Origin of the sequence: Inhella inkyongensis, from assembly GCF_005952805.1 — a bacterium.
Classification (GTDB): Bacteria; Pseudomonadota; Gammaproteobacteria; order Burkholderiales; family Burkholderiaceae_C; genus Inhella; species Inhella inkyongensis.
Genome location: NZ_CP040709.1, coordinates 3329996 through 3348946 on the forward strand (window position 1 = coordinate 3329996; position 18951 = coordinate 3348946).

Annotated in this window: 14 protein-coding genes; 2 read left to right on the forward strand and 12 right to left on the reverse strand. The window is 60.3% G+C overall.

Annotation, left to right across the window (positions count from 1 at the left end; translation table 11 throughout):
• Positions 1–12 precede the first annotated feature (12 nt).
• From FF090_RS15770 to FF090_RS15820, 11 genes are all read right to left on the reverse strand, one after another.
• On the reverse strand, positions 13–4752 hold the full coding sequence (locus tag FF090_RS15770; protein ID WP_138857628.1) for a glutamate synthase-related protein: 4740 nt from the start codon (positions 4750–4752) through the stop codon (positions 13–15).
• Positions 4753–4864: 112 nt separating this feature from the next.
• On the reverse strand, positions 4865–5563 hold the full coding sequence (locus tag FF090_RS15775) for a transposase (RefSeq protein WP_138857629.1): 699 nt from the start codon (positions 5561–5563) through the stop codon (positions 4865–4867).
• A gap of 45 nt (positions 5564–5608) precedes the next feature.
• Positions 5609–6739, reverse strand: a complete 1131-nt coding sequence (locus FF090_RS15780) for a deoxyguanosinetriphosphate triphosphohydrolase (RefSeq protein WP_138857630.1) — start codon at positions 6737–6739, stop codon at positions 5609–5611.
• Positions 6736–7812: a 3-dehydroquinate synthase gene (gene aroB / locus FF090_RS19635; RefSeq protein WP_138857631.1), complete on the reverse strand. Its 1077-nt coding sequence runs from the start codon at positions 7810–7812 to the stop codon at positions 6736–6738. Before aroB ends, FF090_RS15780 begins: the two co-directional genes overlap by 4 nt.
• 72 nt (positions 7813–7884) lie before the next feature.
• Positions 7885–8418, reverse strand: a complete 534-nt coding sequence (locus FF090_RS19640; protein WP_138857632.1) for a shikimate kinase — start codon at positions 8416–8418, stop codon at positions 7885–7887.
• Between the two features lie 27 nt (positions 8419–8445).
• The gene (locus FF090_RS15795) at positions 8446–10848 is read right to left on the reverse strand and encodes an Ig-like domain-containing protein (protein WP_138857633.1); all 2403 of its coding nucleotides are present in this window, start codon (positions 10846–10848) and stop codon (positions 8446–8448) included.
• A gap of 26 nt (positions 10849–10874) precedes the next feature.
• Complete coding sequence (locus FF090_RS15800) at positions 10875–13004, reverse strand: type IV pilus secretin PilQ (RefSeq protein ID WP_138857634.1); 2130 nt, start codon at positions 13002–13004, stop codon at positions 10875–10877.
• Positions 13001–13525 (reverse strand): pilus assembly protein PilP, encoded by a 525-nt coding sequence (locus tag FF090_RS15805; protein WP_138858422.1) that lies wholly within the window; start codon positions 13523–13525, stop codon positions 13001–13003. The genes FF090_RS15800 and FF090_RS15805 overlap by 4 nt, the downstream gene beginning before the upstream one ends.
• The gene (locus tag FF090_RS15810) at positions 13525–14205 is read right to left on the reverse strand and encodes a type IV pilus inner membrane component PilO (RefSeq protein WP_138857635.1); all 681 of its coding nucleotides are present in this window, start codon (positions 14203–14205) and stop codon (positions 13525–13527) included. The genes FF090_RS15805 and FF090_RS15810 overlap by 1 nt, the downstream gene beginning before the upstream one ends.
• Before the next feature lie 7 nt (positions 14206–14212).
• Positions 14213–14812 carry a PilN domain-containing protein gene (locus FF090_RS15815; protein WP_138857636.1) on the reverse strand — a complete coding sequence of 200 codons (600 nt, stop codon included), beginning with the start codon at positions 14810–14812 and terminating at the stop codon, positions 14213–14215.
• A complete protein-coding gene (locus tag FF090_RS15820) occupies positions 14809–15888 on the reverse strand; it encodes a pilus assembly protein PilM (protein ID WP_138857637.1) in 1080 nt (359 codons plus the stop codon). Before FF090_RS15820 ends, FF090_RS15815 begins: the two co-directional genes overlap by 4 nt.
• A gap of 210 nt (positions 15889–16098) precedes the next feature.
• Here FF090_RS15820 and FF090_RS15825 point away from each other — a divergent pair, with 210 nt between their 5' ends.
• Positions 16099–18447, forward strand: a complete 2349-nt coding sequence (locus tag FF090_RS15825) for a penicillin-binding protein 1A (RefSeq protein ID WP_138857638.1) — start codon at positions 16099–16101, stop codon at positions 18445–18447.
• Here the strand turns inward: FF090_RS15825 and cyaY are convergent.
• Positions 18437–18778, reverse strand: coding sequence for an iron donor protein CyaY (gene cyaY, locus FF090_RS15830; RefSeq protein WP_138857639.1), 342 nt, complete (start codon positions 18776–18778; stop codon positions 18437–18439). The two genes, FF090_RS15825 and cyaY, sit on opposite strands and share 11 nt — an antisense overlap.
• A gap of 23 nt (positions 18779–18801) precedes the next feature.
• On the opposite strand from cyaY, the gene lptM reads away from it, so the two are divergent.
• On the forward strand, positions 18802–18945 hold the full coding sequence (gene lptM, locus FF090_RS19790) for an LPS translocon maturation chaperone LptM (protein ID WP_138857640.1): 144 nt from the start codon (positions 18802–18804) through the stop codon (positions 18943–18945).
• Positions 18946–18951: the final 6 nt, after the last annotated feature.

The window sequence follows — 18951 nt, forward strand, 5'->3', positions numbered from 1 at the left end:
TGCCAATACTCCTTATCGAACCAGGGCGGCCGGGGCTGGCGCCAGGTTTGCGCTGACCGCACGCTCGACCAGTACGCGCTTGTATTCGTGTGGCAGCACCTTCACAAAGCGAGCGCGGCTGTCGGCCCAGTGATCCAGCAACTGCCGGGCTTTGAGGCTGCCGGTCCATTTGTGATGGGCTTCGATGAGGCGCTTGAGGATGGCCTCGTCGGGCTGGGCCTGGCCGTCGATGGCATGCCAGGCGCCGTCCTGCTCATCACGCGGCAGCACACACTCCAGGGCCACCATGCTGGTGTTGCAACGCTTGGCGAACTGGCCGTCCTCGTCATACACATAGGCCACGCCGCCACTCATGCCAGCCGCGAAGTTGCGCCCCGTGGCACCCAGTACCACCACGGTGCCGCCGGTCATGTATTCACAGCCATGGTCGCCGGTCCCTTCCACCACGGCACTGGCGCCCGACAAGCGCACGGCAAAACGTTCGCCGGCCACGCCACGGAAGAAGGCCTCACCGCGCGTGGCGCCGTAGAGCGCGGTATTGCCCACGATGATGTTGTGCGCCGCCTCGCCGCGGAAGTCGATGGAAGGGCGCACCGCGATGCGTCCACCCGACAGGCCCTTGCCGGTGTAGTCGTTGGCGTCGCCGATCAGGTAGAGCGTGATGCCACTGGCCAGGAAGGCGCCAAAACTCTGGCCACCCACCCCTTCCATCTGCATGAAGATGGTGTGATCGGGCAGCCCTTCCGGATGCCGTCGCACCAGCTCGCCACTGAGCATCGCCCCCACCGATCGATTGCCATTGCGCGTGTCGTCCATGAATTGCACGCGTTCACCGCGCTCCAAAGCGGGCAGGCAGCGCTGGATGAGTTTGTTGTCGAGCGCGCGCTCGAGGCCATGGTCCTGGCTCTCACGGTGCTGGCGCGCCACCTCGGCGGGCAGGCTGGGCAGATGGAACACACGGCTGAAATCCAGGCCCTGCGCCTTCCAGTGTTCAATGCCCCGTTTGGTATCGAGCCAATCTGCACGCCCAATCAAGTCTTCGAAGCGACGCGCCCCCAGCTGAGCCATGAGAGAACGCACTTCCTCGGCAATGAAGAAGAAGTAGTTCACGACATGCTCAGGTTGGCCGCTGAACTTGGCGCGCAGGGTCGGATCTTGCGTGGCCACACCCACCGGACAGGTGTTGAGGTGGCACTTGCGCATCATCACGCAGCCCGTCACCACCAGGGGCGCGGTAGCAAAGCCAAACTCGTCTGCACCCAGCAGGGCACCCACCACCACATCGCGGCCGGTCTTGAGCTGGCCATCGACCTGGACGCGGATGCGACCGCGCAGTCGGTTCAGCACCAGGGTCTGCTGCGTTTCGGCCAGGCCCAACTCCCACGGCGTGCCGCAGTGCTTGATGGAACTCCAAGGAGAGGCCCCGGTCCCGCCGTCATGACCGGCGATCACCACATGGTCCGCCTTGCACTTGGCCACACCGGCCGCGATGGTGCCCACACCCACCTCGGACACCAGCTTGACGCTGATGTCGGCGCGCGGATTGACGTTCTTCAGGTCGTGAATCAGCTGCGCGAGGTCTTCGATCGAGTAGATATCGTGATGCGGCGGCGGGCTGATCAGGCCGACACCCGGCACCGAATAGCGCAGCTTGCCGATGTAGTCACTGACCTTGCCGCCAGGCAGCTGCCCGCCCTCGCCCGGCTTCGCGCCCTGGGCCATCTTGATCTGGATTTGATCGGCACTGACCAGGTACTCGGCGTTGACGCCAAAGCGCCCTGAAGCGACCTGCTTGATCTTGGAGCGCAGGCTGTCGCCAGCTTTCAGGCTGTAGTCGGCCTCCACCACATTGGCACCGATCACTTCAGACAGCTGGGTGCCGGCCGCAATCGGGATGCCCTTGAGCTCGTTGCGATAGCGCGCGGGGTCCTCACCCCCCTCGCCCGTGTTGGACTTGCCCCCGATGCGGTTCATCGCGATGGCCAGGGTGGTGTGCGCCTCGGTAGAAATCGAGCCCAGCGACATCGCCCCGGTTGCGAAGCGCTTGACGATCTCAGCCGCCGGCTCCACCTCTTCCAAGGGAATGGCGCGCGAGGGATCAAACTTGAACTCGAACAGGCCGCGCAAGGTCATGTGGCGACGGCTCTGGTCGTTGATGATCTGGGCGTAGTCCTTATAGGTCTCGAAACTGTTGGCACGCGTGCTGTGCTGGAGCTTGGCGATGGCATCCGGGGTCCACATATGCTCTTCGCCGCGGGCGCGCCAAGCGTATTCACCGCCGGCATCCAGCATCTGGGCCAGCAGCGGGTCGTCGCCATAGGCCGCTTGGTGCATGCGCAGCGCTTCTTCGGCCACCTCGAAGATGCCGATGCCCCCCACCTGGGTCGGAGTGCCACGGAAGTACTGGTCCACCAGCTTCTTCTGCAGGCCCACCGCCTCAAAGAGCTGAGCACCGCAGTAGCTCATATAGGTGCTCACGCCCATCTTGGACATGATTTTGGAGAGGCCCTTGCCCACCGCCTTGGTGTAGTTGGCGATGGCCTTTTCGGCACTCAAGTCCGCCGGCAGATCCTGGTGCAGCGCGGCCAGAGTCTCCAGCGCGAGGTAGGGATGCACCGCTTCGGCGCCAAAGCCCGCCAGCACCGCGAAGTGGTGCACCTCGCGAGCCGAGCCGGTCTCGACCACGAGGCCGACCGTGGTGCGAAGGCCCTCACGCACCAGGTGATGGTGGATGGCCGACAGCGCCAGCAGCGCTGGGATGGCCAACTGGCTGCGGCTGGCGCGGCGGTCGCTGATCAGAATAATGTTGTGGCCACTCTTTTGCGCGTCCACGACCTCAGCGCACAGGCTCGCAATCTTGGCCTCGACCCCCTCATTGCCCCATTCCACCGGGTAGCAGATGTCCAGCTCGTAGCTCTTGAACTTGCCATGGGTGTGCCGCTCAATATCGCGCAGCCGCTGCATATCGGCAAAGTCCAGCACCGGCTGATCGACCTCCAGGCGCACCGGAGGGTTGATGGCGTTGATGTCCAGCAGATTCGGCTTCGGGCCGATGAAACTGTTCAGGCTCATCACGATGGCCTCGCGGATCGGGTCGATCGGCGGGTTGGTCACCTGCGCAAAGAGCTGCTTGAAGTAGTTGTAGAGCGGCTTGTTCTTGTCGGACAGCACCGCCAGCGGCGAGTCATTGCCCATCGACCCGATGCCCTCCTCGCCGGTCGCCGCCATCGGGCTGAGCAGGAACTTCAAATCTTCCTGCGTCATGCCAAAGGCCTGCTGGCGATCCAGCAGGGACTCAGGGAACTCGGGCGCCCGTGCATCGGCGGGGGCGGGGATGCTGTCGAGCTTGATGCGGACGTTCTCAATCCACTGGCGATAGGGCCGGCTGCTGGCCAGCTGCGCCTTGAGTTCGTCGTCCTCGACGATGCGGCCCTGCTCCAGATCGATCAGGAACATCTTGCCGGGCTGCAGGCGCCACTTTTTGACGATGCGGTTCTCGGGGATGGGCAGCACGCCGGACTCCGAAGCCAGCACCACCAGGTCATCGTCGGTCACGATATAGCGCGCCGGGCGCAGGCCATTGCGATCCAAGGTGGCGCCAATCTGCCGGCCGTCCGTGAAGACCATCGCGGCCGGGCCATCCCAGGGCTCCATCATGGCGGCGTGGTATTCATAGAAGGCACGGCGGCGCTCGTCCATCAGCTCGTGCTGCTCCCAGGCCTCGGGGATCATCATCATGGCGGCATGGGCCAACGGATAGCCCGCCATGACCAGCAGCTCCAACGCGTTGTCAAACACCGCCGTGTCGCTCTGCCCCGCCATGCTGATGGGGTAGAGCTTCTTCAAGTCTTCGCCCAGCACGGGGGACTTCATCACACCCTCGCGCGCGCGCATCCAGTTGAAGTTGCCCTTGACGGTGTTGATCTCGCCGTTGTGGGCCACCATCCGGTAGGGATGGGCCAGGGGCCACTCGGGGAAGGTGTTGGTAGAGAAGCGCTGGTGCACCAGGGCCAGGGCCGAGGCTACCCGGGGGTCGGCCAAGTCTTTGTAATAGACGCCCACTTGATCGGCCAGCAACAGACCCTTGTAAATGACGGTGCGGCAGCTCATCGAAGGCACGTAGTACTCGCGGCTGTGCGTAAGCCCCAGCGCCTGGATGGCGGAGCTGGCGGTCTTGCGGATGACATAGAGCTTGCGCTCCAGCGCATCGGGCACGATCACGTCGGGGCCTCGGCCGATGAAGACCTGCTTGAGGATGGGCTCCTTTTCACGCACCGCCGGGGACATCGGCATCTCGCGGTCCACCGGGACCTCGCGCCAGCCCAGCAGCACCTGGCCCTCGGCACGCACCGCGCGCTCCAACTCCTGAATGCAGGCCAAGCGCGAGGCGTGCTCCTTGGGCAAAAAGATCATGCCTACGCCGTACTCGCCAGGAGGCGGCAGGCTCACGCCCTGAGCTGCCATTTCGGCACGGTAGAACTCATCAGGGATCTGGATCAGGATGCCCGCGCCGTCACCCATCAGCTTGTCGGCCCCGACAGCACCGCGGTGGTCCAAGTTCTCGAGAATTTTGAGACCCTGTTGAACGATGGCGTGGCTGCGCTGCCCTTTGATGTGGGCCACAAAGCCCACGCCACAGGCGTCCCTCTCCTGCTCGGGTCGGTACAGGCCGTGGCCGGCCAAGTGCTGCCGCTCTAGCTCGTCGGCAGGACGGATAGGGGCCAATGCGGGTGTAGCGGGAACGGCAGACATCTTGGACTCCGGCAGGGAACTGCACGGAGCCTATCCGCTCAAAGGGCGTAACTCACTCGAAACCAAATGGGGTCAGAGTCAATAACAAAGACCAAGAAAGCAGGCTTCGCGGTTAATTGGGGACAGAGTGCAAGCGGGGACGCCCGACCGGCCTCGCGCTCATCGGCCGATCCAGTTGCTGCGCCAACTGGGATGCCCGGGCTGGGCTTAGCAGCGGCCAGCCCCCGTGAACATGGCGCCGCAGCTGACTCAGCAGGTCCGGTGCCAGCGGCTCGGCCAGGGCATGACGCCAGCGCAGCTCGCGCTCAAAGGGTGTGTTGCCCAGAGCCCAGTGCGCCGCGTGCTCGGCGATGAGCGGATCGCGACGCTGACCCAAGTGGTGGGCCGCGCTGCTCCAGGCGTAGTCAGCTGCGGTATCCACCAGCCCGGCTCGCTGGGGATGTTGCTCGATGTATTGCAAAGCCGCTGCGTAGAACAGCGGGGCCTCGATCAGGGTGGTGCGGAAGCGCCCTTCCCACAACGTGCCGCAGCGTCCATGACGGCGATTGAAGCCGGCCACGTAGCGACGACCCAGGGTCTGCATGGCGCGGGCCAACCCGTCCGCCTCGTGCGGTGTGACCAGCAGGTGAATGTGGTTGGGCATCAACACATAGCCGTGGACCAGCACACCATGCAAACGCGTGGCCTCGCGCAGGGCGTCCAAATAGGCTTGGCGATCCGCATCGTCCATGAACACCGGTTGGCGGTTGTGGCCGCGCTGCAGAACATGATGCGGTTGACCGGCTAACACCAGCCGAGCCTGACGGGCCATGCGGCCTCTCCGGAAGTCACTCTGTCCCCTATTCTGAGGCGGGAATCACTCGCTGGGGAACAGACGCAGTCCGGTCAGGCGCTGGTGTTCGCGAATGGCGAAACGGTCGGTCATCCCAGCGAGGTAATCCGCCACAGCCCGGGCGGGGTCCTCGTCGCGAGGATCGGGAACGCCCTGTTCCAGATAGATACCGAACAAATCAGCCAGCAGGCGCTGCGCAGGGGCTCGCTGAGCCTCCACTTCCGGATGGCGATAGAGCCGGGCGAACAAAAAAGACTTGAGCGCCTGCAGCGCGGCCGCAATGGGCGGGCTGTATGCCACCAATGGACCCAAGGCGCGCACCGCTTGCACATCCAGCGGCGCATGCGCCAGCAGGTTCTGACGCGTATGGTCCACCAGATCGGTGACGCACAAACGCAGCAAGCGGCGCAGCGTGGTGTAGAGCAGCACCCGGGGGTGTAGATCCGCCCCCTCCTCGCGCCGCACCTGATCGATCAGGGGCGCGACAAAAGGTTGTTCTTCCAAGGCCGCAAAGGGCAGCAAGCCAGAACGAACCCCATCGTCCAGATCGTGGGCGCAATAGGCCAACTCGTCAGCCAAATTGCACAGCTGCGCCTCCAGCGAAGGCTGGTGACCGGAGAGGAATCGCTCGCCCACACCGCCGGGCTCCAGCGCGCACAAAGCCCGCGCATTGCGCTGACTGCAATGCTTGAGGATGCCTTCTCGCGTCTCAAAGCTCAAATTCAAGCCTGGAAAGCCGGCGTAGCGCCGCTCCAAACGATCCACCACCCGCAGGCTCTGCAAGTTGTGCTCAAAGCCGCCATACGGCGCCATGCAGGCATTGAGGGTGTCCTGCCCCGCATGGCCAAAAGGCGTGTGACCGAGATCATGGGCCAAGGCGATGGCCTCACTCAGGTCTTCATCAAGCCTCAAACTTCGCGCCATCGATCGCGTGAGCTGCGCCACCTCCAAAGAGTGGGTCAGCCGGGTGCGAAAAAGATCCCCCTCGTGGTTCAAGAACACCTGGGTCTTGTAGACCAGGCGCCGAAACGCCGAGCAATGCACGATGCGGTCGCGGTCGCGCTGAAAGGGTGTGCGATCGGCCGCCGCGGCCTCTGCATGACGCCGACCCAAGCTGCGCGCCGGATCGCAGGCGTAAGGAGCGAGCAAATTCATTCGCTGTGGGCCGCCACGCAAGCCAGCGCCATCTCATCCGGCGCAGCAACCAACTCGGCCTGACCGATGGCGGGGATCAAGACATAGCGCACCATGCCCGACACCGACTTCTTATCGCCACGCATCAGTTGCATAAAGAGCGCGGGGTCCATGCGCGGAGCCCGGATGGGTAGGCCCGCAACCCTCAGCAGAGCCTGCAGCCGACTCACCAGAGCGGGGTCAGTCCCCAAGTGCCGATGCGACAACTCGGCTGCCATCACCATGCCCAACGCAACGGCCTCGCCATGCAATAGACGGCCATAGCCCAGGCCGGCCTCCAGCGCATGACCAAAGGTATGGCCGAAATTCAAAATCGCCCGTACCCCGCCCTCACGCTCGTCGGCCCCCACGACAGCCGCTTTGATCTCGCAACTGCGCCGCACGGCCAGAGCCAGCGTCTCCGAGTCACGCTGACGCAGGGCCGGCATAGCCCCCTCCAGCCAGGAAAAGAACTCGGAATCCGCGATCGGGCCGTACTTGATCACTTCGGCCAAACCAGCAGAAAACTCACGCTCCGGCAAGGTGCGCAGCAGCCCCTGGTCAGCCCAAACCGCGATCGGCTGATGAAAGCTGCCGACCAAGTTCTTCCCTTGCGGCAAGTTAATCCCCGTCTTCCCACCCACTGAGGAATCAACCTGCGCCAACAAGGTCGTCGGTATCTGAATGAATCGCAGCCCCCGCATAAAGAGAGCGGCAGCGCACCCCGCCAGATCTCCAACCACGCCGCCTCCAAAGGCCAGAACCACGGAATGGCGATCCGCGCCGGCTTCAGCCCAGAACTCCAGCAGCGATTGCAAGGATTGCCAGTTCTTGTGGGCCTCACCATCGGGGAGGACGAAGGAATCCACTGGGCGTCCGCTCAAAGCCAATTCAGCCTTGAGCGCAGCGCCATGCAAGGGCATCACGGTCTCATTACTGACCAGGAGCACGCGCGTGCAGTCTTGGGGCAGCAAGGCACCCACCCCTGTCAACCCGCCCTTGCCAATGTGAATCGGATAGCTCCGCGCGTCCAAATCAATGGTCAGAGAACCCAAACCAGAGGCCTCGGGGTTGAAAGGAGGCAGTGCAATCCTAGCGAAGGAAGATTCCAAAGGCATGCGGCCAGTTTATGGTCTAGGCGGCGGCACATGGCCGCCTAACTCCAACTGCATGCAGATCCAATGCAACAGCCCCCACACGGTCGGCCGCCCGCTCTCCACCACATAGTGAGCAGTCTGGCGATAAAGACCGTCACGCTGGGCGTTCAAGTCACGCAATTTGCGCAGCGCATCGCCCCCTTGGAGCAAGGGCCGCTTGGAATCGTTGCGCAACCGGCGCGCCAGTTCTTCAGGCGTGGTGCGCAAATAGAACACCAAGCTTCCCTGCCGCAGCAACTCCCGGTTCTGCGCCCGCAGCACGATGCCGCCACCGGTCGCTAGCACCAGCGGGCCCGGCCGCTGAATGCAGTCCTGCAAAGCCTGAGTTTCCAATTCCCGAAACGCCGCCTCGCCCTCACGCGCAAAAAAGTCGCGGATCGGCATGCCAATCCGCGACTCGATCACCGTATCGGTGTCACAACTAGCCCAGCCATAGTGCTGGGCCAAATGCCGGGCCACGCTGGACTTGCCGGAGCCCGGCAAGCCCACCAGTGCGAACTTCACGCAATGACACCGATAGAAACGGCCGATTCAGTCCTTATTGGCACATGAATTCCCGCCGAGCACTCGAATGACACCATACGGGCTATTGACAAACGCGGGGGGAGGCGTCTCCGTCTTCAATGCCGCTGGATCGAGTGGCAACCACCGTACATCGACCCCCGGTGGGCTCAAAACTCCAGCTGCTGAAACTGTAATTCGAGCCTGAGCCCATCCCCCAAAATTCTTCGGATACTCAATTTGAACGACCGCAGTGCCATTTGCATCGGTCTTGGTGGACCCCACCATACTGACAGAGACATCTGACTTTCTTGGGTCTAACTGGCCATTGCCATTCAGATCCTCACCGCTGTCAATGGCGCCATTCCGATTAACGTCCTCATTTTGGCAGACTGGCCAGAGGCTCGTACCACCACTGGTAGAAGTGGTCCCGTCCGAATTAACAGCGATAGGATACCATTCGCCATTACCTTTATCGAAAGCGTAGGAACCCTTTCTGAAAGCCAACAAATCCAAGGAAGGCGTAAGCTGCACATCTGACTTGGGATTTCCGGCCGCATCCACCACCAAAAGCACAAATCGCTTTATGTAGGTCAGTTTAGACGGACCCTCAGTGATTGAATTGTCCGTACCTATCGTGATCGAAAGTGGATCATTCACAACAGTGAACGAGACAAGCGAAGAGTTGGGACAAGTTCCTCCCGCAAAATCAACCACATCCCAACACGCCCTAATCGTTACACCATTAGTAGGACTAGCGCGGCCGCCAGGTACGTAATTGGTGATAGCCTGACCTAAGGAATCCGTATAGACAATGTTGGCGCCCGAACCAATAGTTCCACCAATGGAGTTGGGATCCCCATTCATGTCGAATCTTACTCGCACATTCTTCACAGGCGCATTGCTTGTCGGCGCCAAAAACAGCGCTCGAATCTCCGTTCGGTTGCTGGTATCTGCGCCTGTATTCACCCGGACAACATTTGGCGTCAATGTCAACGTCGGAGGACTTGGAACCGGACTTGCACTCGGCACCGCAGTCGAAGGCGAAGGCACCACCACCTCCTGGTCAACAGTCTTTCCAGCCGCAGTCGCGGTGAACACGAGTCCCCCGGCTTGGGCTGGGGCTACGTACGTATACACGTACGCACCATTCACATCTGTAGTACCGGTCTTTTCAACCGGGCCTTGAGCCTCACTGCCAAAAGTAATACTTGGACGTACTACTATCTGCACTCCCGCCATTGCGGACTGATTCACATCAACAACGCGAAATTCCACACGATTACCGGAGCTTCCAGCCACGGGTAACGATGGCACCGCAGTACTCTGAATCGTCACGCCAGACACCAAAAAGGCGGCAGTCCGCACCAAGTTCTCGCTGCGTGCAGTTACAGTAACAATTCGATTGCTTTTATCCGCCCCAATTTGAACTTCGGCATTCGCCTGTCCGCGAGCATTTGTCAAAGAGTTCGCGACAGCGATTGTCGCGCTGCTGTCGACCGAAAAGGTAACGGGTATTCCGGGGAAGACGTTGCGATTTGCATCAACCGCGGTAGCTACCACTTTAACAACTTCACTTCCCGCATTGCCGATATTGGTTCGATCCAATTGAAGCGACAAGTCCGCGGCCCGACTCTCAGTGGTCCGCGGATCCACAACATCAAAAGAAATAGTGCGCACCACAGTTCCGCTCGTGGCCTTCACCGAAAGAGATCGGTTGATACGACTCGAACCCAGGCGCACTGTCCCTGTGATTTTTCCTGTTGATGCATCTGTTGTGCTTCCGCCGGCGACCACAAACGCCCCACCGCTACTCACAGAGTCAATCAACTCGAAAGTTACGGGCACGCCACCCAAGGCTGTACGCTGATTGTCTAAGGCATTGACCGAGACCTCCATAACCTGACTGCCATCACTAGGCAGGCTACTGCGACTCAGGGTCATTGCCAAATCTGCAACCTTGCCGCCAGTGACACTATCAACAACATCAAAACTGATTGACTTGCTAATGGCTCCCGCGGTCACAAACACTTTAATGGTTCGATTGGTCCGATCCGAACCAATCGAAGCAATGGCCTTAATTACACCATTGGCGTCCGTCTTTTGTGACTGGGGAGTTACAACCCCCGCTGAATCGATCGCAAAGGTCACAGGCACGTCGGCCAATGCGGCGCGATTCGCATCCAAAGCCGTGACAGCCACTTCGACCGTCTCCGATCCGAGATTGCTGACCGAGTTGCGATTAGTGACGATGCTGATATCAGAGAGTGACGCTGGAGGTTGAGCCCCACCACCCCCATTGCCTCCGCCACCATTAATTGGAGTGCCGCCAGACCCCCCGCCGCCGCCACACGCGACGAGCAAGCTGATCAAACTCATAGCAACGTATGGCCGCAATTTTCTCAACCATATTCCGCTCAACATCTGATGCATTCCGCTCTCCTGTACCGTACTGCGACTCACCGCACGCCCACCCTGTCGCTAACCACTTTAGGCGTCAAGAAAATTAACAGCTCCGTCTTGTTCGCGATTCGCGATTTATTGCGGAACAGAACACCCGCAAACGGTATATCCCCCAAGACCGGCACCTTATTAATCGTATCCACCTCTTCCAGAGTAAAGATCCCACCAATAACAACGGTACCGCCGTTTTCGACCAGCACCTGGGTCTTCACATGCTTGTTATTGATAGCAAAGCCAGCAGGAGTTAGCACACCGCGACTATCCTTATTTACATCCACATCCAAAATGACATTTCCCTCTGGCGTGATCTGCGGAGTGACCTCCAGCTTTAGAACCGCCTTCTTGAAACTGACGGAAGTAGCCCCACTAGACGTCGCCTGCTGGTAAGGAATCTCTTCACCCTGCTCTATGAGGGCTTTAACCTGATCAGCGGTAATAACTCGCGGACTCGAAACAATCTTCCCCTTGCCGTCAGCCTCCAAGGCCGACAATTCCAAATTAAGAAAACGATTCGCCGTTGCGCTAAACAATGTCGCAGCGATGTTTGCAGGCGAAACACCATTGAATCCAGCTGCAGGCAAATTCAGGAATTGGGTTTGATTGAAAGTTGGTCGGGAGGTAATCTGACCCGTCTGATAACCAGATGTATCATAGTTACCACCAAAACTCAGATAGTTGTTATTGCTTACGCTATAACCGGGAATGCCACCGGCTGTACCACGCAAGTCAGCCCCGCCTAGCTTTATACCTAGCGAACGTCCAAATTTATCATCGGCTTCGACAATGCGTGCCTCAATTAGCACTTGGCGCACAGGAACGTCGATTCGCTGAATGAGCGCCTGGACTTCCTCCAGTTTGGCAGGGATGTCCGTGATGAAAAGCTGATTGGTGCGCGACTCAAAAATGACGCTGCCGCGGGGCGAAAGGATTCGCGCGGCCTTGTCGCCCCCCACGGTATTGGCCCCCGTCAATCCTTTGGCGACCTCTTCGGATTTCGTGTAATTCAGCTGGAAAGCTTGTGTCCGGGTCGGTTCCAACTGGGCCACGGCCGCCTTAGCCTCTAGATCCAACTTTTCCTTGGCAGCCAGTTCATCTTTAGGCGCAATCCACAGCACGTTACCGCTCTTGCGTACGCCGAGACCCTTCGCCTGCAAGATGATGTCCAAGGCCTGATCCCAGGGGACATCCTTCAGGCGTAGCGTGATCGAGCCTGTAACGGTATCACTGGTGACCACATTAAACTGAGTAAAGTCAGCAATCACTTGCAACAAAGCACGCACTTCAATGCTTTGGAAGTTGAACGACACTTTTTCGCCAGCAAAACCGGGACCCTGCGTCAGTTTATTGGGATCAGCGCGCAAAGGGCGCACTTCCAGCACAAACTGATTGTCGCTTTGGTACGCAGAATGCTCCCAATCACCCTTGGGATCGACCACCAAACGAACTTTGTCGCCAATTTGGGAGGCGGTAATCGCCTGCACCGGGGTACCAAAATCGGTCACATCCAAACGCTTGCGCAATGCAACGGGCAAACTGGACTTCAAGAACTCAACGACTAAATACTGCCCCTGCTGCTGAATATCCACCCCAACCTGATTATTGGCCAGCCCCACCACCACACGGCCACTGCCATTGGCACCGCGTCGGAAGTCCAGTTCATTCAGCGGTAGTGGTTGATTGTTCTGACTGGGCGCAAAGTGCTCTGGAGCAGTCTGTGCCACGCTGACACTGGGCTCAAGAACCAAGAGCAAAGCGTTACCCTGAATCTCAGCGCGATAGTTAGAGGCCTGCCGCAGATTCACGACCAAGCGGGTCCGCTCACCGGACGTCGCAATCGCGGCCGAACGTACATTTCCTTGGTTGATGTCGATGCTGTTACGCCCAAGGCCGTTACCGACACCAGGCAGATCGATGGCGATACGCGCCGGAGCCTGAATGGTGAAGCCGCGCGGCAACTCGGTGAGGGCCTGCTCCAATTCCACTCGAAGCACCTCTACGCCGGCCTGTTGACTCGCTTGGATTGAGCGAATGGCGTTTTGAGCCCAGGCCATCCCAGGCAGGCTCAAAGCCAGAGCCAACAGGGCATTTGCACATCGCTTCACAGTCTTCTCCTGCTTGAATTTCATCGCGCCGCCTCCTGCAGTGACAGATTCGTCACGCGCTCTACCCACTCACCTGAGGCGTCCTGAACAATCTCCCGAAGGGCCACTTCGGCCTCCTCGATCTTGAGAATGCGGCCAAAGTTCTGGCCGATGTAGTCGCCAACCTTTACGTAATACAGCAGGTTATCCACTTTCAAAATGGCATGGCGCCGACCTGCCTTGGCCATGCTGCCCACCATCTGCATGCTGTCCAAAGGAAATGCTTCCAACGGCTCGCGACGCCGGTTCATTTCAGCAGCAAGCACAGAATTGGGCTGGACAGCCTCCTGACGCACAGCAACCGTGAGTTTTTGGGTGCTGAAGGGGTCTACCCCATCCTGGGCCTCGTAGGCATCGGGTTGGAACTTCTTTGGCGGGACCAGCGGTGTGACATTGGGCTTGGCAATGCGCCGCTCGTTCTCGACCCACTGGTGCAGCTCATCCAAATTGGCTGAACAACCCGCAAAAAAGGCCACTGCCGCAATGGCTGGCAAGCACTTGCGCATCATTTCTTGGCTCCCGGCTTGGCCTTTTGCTGCGCAGCCACTTCGCTAGGGTCCAAATAGCGATAGGTGCGCGCGGTCGCTTCCAGTGCCAGTTGACCTTGAGCGTCGGGCTTGGCACCACCTGAGCCAACCACCTGCAGATTGTGCAAAGTCACAATTCTCGAAAGATTGGAAATATCAGCCGCAAAGGCGCCAAAGTCGTGGTACCTGCCGGTCACGCGGACTGCGATAGGCTTTTCGGCGTAGTAATCTTTGACTAATTCACCGCCTGGGCGGAAAAGTTCAAATTGCAACCCCCGACCAATACCTGCCTGGTTGATATCGGACAGCAGCGCATCCATTTCAGCCTGCCCCGGCAATTGCTTCTCCAATTGCGTCACATATTCTTCAACCTGACTCTTTTGCTTGCGCAATTCAGGCAAGTTCACTGCCTGGCCGAGCTTCTTCTTGAAGTCTTCCTGCAACACCGGCTCGCGCGCAACCTCCCCCTCAAGTCGGGTCTGCTCATCAGCCAGGAGAAAGACATAACCCAGCCCCGCAGCGAGCAGAACCACAAATGTGAAGGCCGCGAGCTTGGGCAGCAGCGGCCACTGACCCGGCTCATTGGGATTGAGCCCCTTGAATTGCTCGGCAGCCTCACGGCCCCAAGCATTCAGATCAAAGCGTGTGTTCTCAGCCATATCTGCCTTAACTTCTCGGCGCCTGAGCGTTGGCTTCCGGCTCTGTGCTCAGCCCCTTGAGGGTGAGCTTCAGGGTGAAGTCAAAAAGACGCTTTGCGTCACGCGAATTGGTCGTGACACTCGCCAACTTGATTTCAGTGAGTTCCGGACGCTCCAGCCACTGGGCATCGCGGGACGCATTCCGCAGGAACTCAGAGACGCGCTCTTGAGTCTGAGCCAATCCCGTCAGGGTCACCGAACGCTCCGCCTGCTTCACACTCGTGAAGTAGACCCCTTCGGGCGCCAGAGTCGCCAGCTCGTTGAGCAGGTGCACCGGCATATTCCGCTCGGCCTGCAGGGCTTCCACCGCCTTTTGGCGCCGTGTCAGGGCATCGATTTCATCGCGCAGGCTGGCGATGTCCTTGATCTGAGCCTCAAGCTGGGAAATCTGGCTTTGCAGGAATTGATTACGGCTTTGCTGGTTTTCGATAAGTTGCTGGAAAAACAGCCAGCCCAGACCCACGATCAGCGCGCCAACCATGAAAGAAAGACCCAAGCCCGCAAAGAACTGCTGCTTGCGGCGCTTTCGGCGCTCCTCGCGGTAAGGCAGTAGGTTGATGAGAATCATTCGTAGAACCTCCGCATCGCCAGGCCGCAGGCAGTCAGATAGGAGGCAGCTTCGCGCTGCACTCGGCCTTCACGCACTGCGGCGCCAATCACCATGTTTTCAAAGGGATTGACCACCATACAGGCGAAGCCGGTCAGATCGGTGACGCGCTCCTTGAGCCCGCTGAGTGTGGCCGTGCCTCCAGTGAGCATCACGTAATGAACCTTGTGATGCGGCGTACTGGTGAAAAAGTACTGCAAGGCTCGGCCGATCTCTTGCGACAGGCTGTCGACAAAAGGATCAAGCACCTGGGTTGCATAGTCCTCAGGCAAATCACCGCTGAGCTTCTTTTGCTCGGCCTCTTCGAATGAGAGTCCGTACTGCCGCGAAATCAACTGCGTGAGCTGAGCCCCACCGAAGGCCTGATCGCGGTCGTACAGCAACTCGTCGTCGCGCAGCACCTTGAGGCTGGTGGTGTCAGCGCCAATCTCAAACAAGGCCACCAGCGCATCCTTGCCCTCGCCTGGCAGGGCTTGAATCAGTCGGCCCATGGCAAGGCGCGAGGCATGCGATTCAACGTCCAGCACCATGGGCTTGAGACCTGCGGCCTCAGCCAGACCTTGGCGATCTTGCACACGGTCCTTGCGCGAAGCCGCGATCAGCACCTCGACATCCCCCACGGAAGTGGGGCTGGGACCAAGGACGCAAAAATCCAGGCTCACCTCATCCAAAGAAAAGGGGATGTACTGGTTGGCCTCCGCCTCGACCTGCATCTCCATTTCTTCCTCGCGCAGGCCGGCGGGCAGCATGATCTTCTTGGTGATCACCGCTGAGGCTGGCATGGCCAGGGCTGCCTGACGCGTGCGGGTGCCACTCTTGGTCAGCAGCTTACGGATCACGTCGGCCACCTCGTCGAACTTCTCGACGTGCCCGTCAACGATCCAGCCCTTCTCAAAGGCCTCCGAGGCGAAGCGCTCCAACACCCATTCACCGGCTTTGTTCTGGCTCAATTCGACCAGCTTGACGCTGGAGGAACTGATATCCAAACCCAGCATAGGTGGGTGCTTGCGCCCCATCAAATCGTCCAGTATCCCCATGCCGACACCCTTTGGCCCGGGCTGGGCCTTGACTTAAGAACTTACTTGCATGCTAGCAGTAAAGCCTTTGTGGCCTAAGGCTTTCCAGTCATCAGGCATTACCCTGCGTTGCGTTGCGTCGACGGCCCAAAGCCAGGCTGTAACGGCCTGTGTGCATTCGCGAGCAGCGGTGAATCCGTGCTCGCGACGCTTTCTATAATCCGCGCGCTCATGAGTTCCCAGCCCGCGTCTGAATCCTTTACCTCCACCAGACGCCTGTCAGGCGTGAGTCGCATTGCGCTGCGCTTGGTGGCCCTTGTTCTGGCCGCGCTGCTGGCTCTGCTGATGGGGCTGGCGCTGGTGCTGGCTACCGCCTATCCCAATTTGCCCGATGTTTCGGGGCTGAGCGACTATCGACCCCATCAACCGCTACGGATCTGGTCGGCCGAAGGGCGGCTGCTGGCGGAGTTCGGCGAGGAGCGGCGCCAATACCGCCCCATCGACGCGATTCCCAAAGTGATGCAGGACGCCGTGCTGGCGATCGAGGACGCCCGTTTCTACGAGCACGGGGGCATTGACTATCTCGGTATCGTGCGGGCCGGCTTGGCGAATTTGGCCGAATCTCGCAGCCAAGGGGCGTCCACCATCACCATGCAGGTAGCACGCAATTTCTACCTCAGCTCCGAGAAAACCCTAGCCCGAAAGATCTACGAGATTCTGCTGGCGCTGCGCATTGAGTCGACCTTGAGCAAGCGCAAGATTCTTGAGGTCTACATGAACCAAATCTTTCTGGGGCATCGGGCCTATGGCTTTGCCGCCGCCAGCGAGGTTTACTTTGGCAAACCCCTGGAAAAGCTCAGCGCCGCTGAGGCCGCCATGCTGGCGGGGCTTCCCAAGGCGCCGTCGGCCTACAACCCGATTGCCAACCCCAAGCGAGCGCGCATTCGGCAGCAGTACATCCTGGATCGCATGCTGGAGAACGGCTTTCTGAGCGCCGAGCAGCACAAGGCCGCAAAGGCTGAGGAATTGCAGATCCGCCGCAACAAGGTCGCGCAGTCGGGCTCCGACTACGCCGCCGAAGCTGCACGTCAGTTGCTCTTGGCGCGCTATGGCAACGATCTCTACTCGCGCGGCCTGAATGTGACCCTGAGCGTACGCGCTGACGAGCAGGAAGTGGCCTATAAGGCCCTGCGCAAGGGCCTGCTGGAGTACGAGCGCCGCCAGTTCTATCGCGGCCCCGAGGCCCATGTCGACCTACCTGCCGACAACCAAAAGCTGGATGCACGGGTTGCCGAAGCCCTGGCCGATCACCCGCCCAATGGCGAGCTGCTGGCGGCGGTGGTGCTGGAGGCCAGCCCACGCAAGGTCGTGGTCATGATGCAGGGAGGCGAGTCCGTCAGCATCGCTGGCGCTGGCCTCAAACCGGTGGCCTCAGGCCTGGCCGAGCGCGGCGACCCCAAGATCCAAATTCGGCGTGGCGCCGTCGTGCGCGTCGTGGCCGACGCCAAGGGCGAGTGGACGCTGACGCAGACGCCCGAGGTGGAAGGCGCGTTGGTAGCCCTGGACCCCCGCACGGGTGCGGTGCGCGCCATGGTGGGGGGTTTTGACTTCAACAAGAACAAGTTCAACCACGTGACCCAGGCTTGGCGCCAACCCGGCTCCAGCTTCAAGCCCTTCATCTACTCGGCCGCACTGGAGAAGGGCTTCACCGGCGCCACCATCGTCAATGACGCCCCGCTGTTCTTTGACGCAGGCACCACCGGCAGTCAGGCCTGGGAACCCAAGAACTACGACGGCACCTATGACGGGCCGATGAGCCTGCGGCGCGCGCTGGCCAAGTCCAAAAACATGGTCTCCATCCGCGTGCTGCGCTCAGTAGGCGCACGCGAGGCCCAAGACTGGATCGGCCGCTTTGGTTTCGCCGCAGAGAAACACCCGGCCTATCTGACCATGGCCCTGGGCGCCGGATCCGTGACCCCATTGCAGATGGCCGAGGGTTATTCGGTCTTTGCCAATGGCGGTCATCGGGTGGGCTCCAGCCTGATCCAAAAGGTGGTGGACGACAAAGGGCAGTTGTTGTTCGAAGCGCGCGCACCCGCGCTGGACGAAAGCAATCGCGCGGTCGACGCCCGCAATGCCTTCTTGATGAGCAGCCTGCTACAGGAAGTCACTCGCAGCGGCACGGCCGCCCGCGCCCAGGGCACGCTCAAGCGCCCAGATTTATACGGAAAGACCGGCACCACCAATGACTCGATGGATGCCTGGTTTGCCGGCTATCAACCCAGCCTGGTGACGGTAGTCTGGGTCGGTTACGACCAACCGCGCAAGCTGGGCAGCCGCGAAACCGGGGGTGGGCTTGCCCTGCCGATCTGGATCGACTTCATGCAGTTCGCCCTGCGCTCAACCGCCGTGGCCGAGATTGCCCCGCCCGAAGGCGTCGTACAAATTGGCGGCGAGTGGTACTTCGACGAGTTCGTCGGGGACCGCGGTGTCAGCGGCCTGGAGCCCGAGGAGCCCAACTCCCCTCCTCCGGCCAACGCCGAAGAGAAAAAGGGCATCCTCGATTTGTTCAAGCAGTGAGCTGCAAGGGCCGGCCGGCCTGCCGGCTGGCCTGTTCGTCAAACACCTGCTCAAAGGTTTGCGCCGTCTTGGTGTCGCGCCAGGCCATATCAACCCAGCGGAAGTGAAAACCACCCGCACGGCTGGCCAGCCAGATTTCGTGCAGCGGCGGCTGCTTGTTGATCACCAGTTTGCTGCGATCGGGAAAGCTCAGTTCCAGCAAGCCACCGGCACGCTGGGTGTCGATGTCGATCACATCGTCCTCCAGCCAGCGGTCCATCTGGGTTTCCAGCCTGCGCAGCAAGGCGTCGGCCTGCGCGTGGTACTCGCTGTCGGTCATCGAAAGGGTCATGGGGCAAACCTACACTGCGGTCTATGAATGCCTTCAGTGTAGAAAGTCGGCCCGCAACGGGCCGCAAACTGGTGATCTTGGCCCTGCTGGGCGCGCTGGCAATGCTGGCTGGCTGCGGCCAAAAAGGGCCGCTGCGGCTGCCGCCACAGGGTCACTCCACTCAATAGGCTCAA

Excerpts from the sequence above, each read along its gene's own strand:
- FF090_RS15825 (WP_138857638.1), top strand. The coding sequence starts at position 16,099 with ATGAGTTCCCAGCCCGCGTCTGAATCCTTTACCTCCACCAGACGCCTG.
- FF090_RS15800 (WP_138857634.1), bottom strand. The coding sequence starts at position 13,004 with ATGAAATTCAAGCAGGAGAAGACTGTGAAGCGATGTGCAAATGCCCTG.
- FF090_RS15820 (WP_138857637.1), bottom strand. The coding sequence starts at position 15,888 with ATGGGGATACTGGACGATTTGATGGGGCGCAAGCACCCACCTATGCTG.
- FF090_RS15810 (WP_138857635.1), bottom strand. The coding sequence starts at position 14,205 with ATGGCTGAGAACACACGCTTTGATCTGAATGCTTGGGGCCGTGAGGCT.
- FF090_RS15775 (WP_138857629.1), bottom strand. The coding sequence starts at position 5,563 with ATGGCCCGTCAGGCTCGGCTGGTGTTAGCCGGTCAACCGCATCATGTT.
- FF090_RS15805 (WP_138858422.1), bottom strand. The coding sequence starts at position 13,525 with ATGCGCAAGTGCTTGCCAGCCATTGCGGCAGTGGCCTTTTTTGCGGGT.
- FF090_RS15770 (WP_138857628.1), bottom strand. The coding sequence starts at position 4,752 with ATGTCTGCCGTTCCCGCTACACCCGCATTGGCCCCTATCCGTCCTGCC.
- lptM (WP_138857640.1), top strand. The coding sequence starts at position 18,802 with ATGAATGCCTTCAGTGTAGAAAGTCGGCCCGCAACGGGCCGCAAACTG.
- FF090_RS15795 (WP_138857633.1), bottom strand. The coding sequence starts at position 10,848 with ATGCATCAGATGTTGAGCGGAATATGGTTGAGAAAATTGCGGCCATAC.
- FF090_RS15815 (WP_138857636.1), bottom strand. The coding sequence starts at position 14,812 with ATGATTCTCATCAACCTACTGCCTTACCGCGAGGAGCGCCGAAAGCGC.
- cyaY (WP_138857639.1), bottom strand. The coding sequence starts at position 18,778 with ATGACCCTTTCGATGACCGACAGCGAGTACCACGCGCAGGCCGACGCC.
- FF090_RS15780 (WP_138857630.1), bottom strand. The coding sequence starts at position 6,739 with ATGAATTTGCTCGCTCCTTACGCCTGCGATCCGGCGCGCAGCTTGGGT.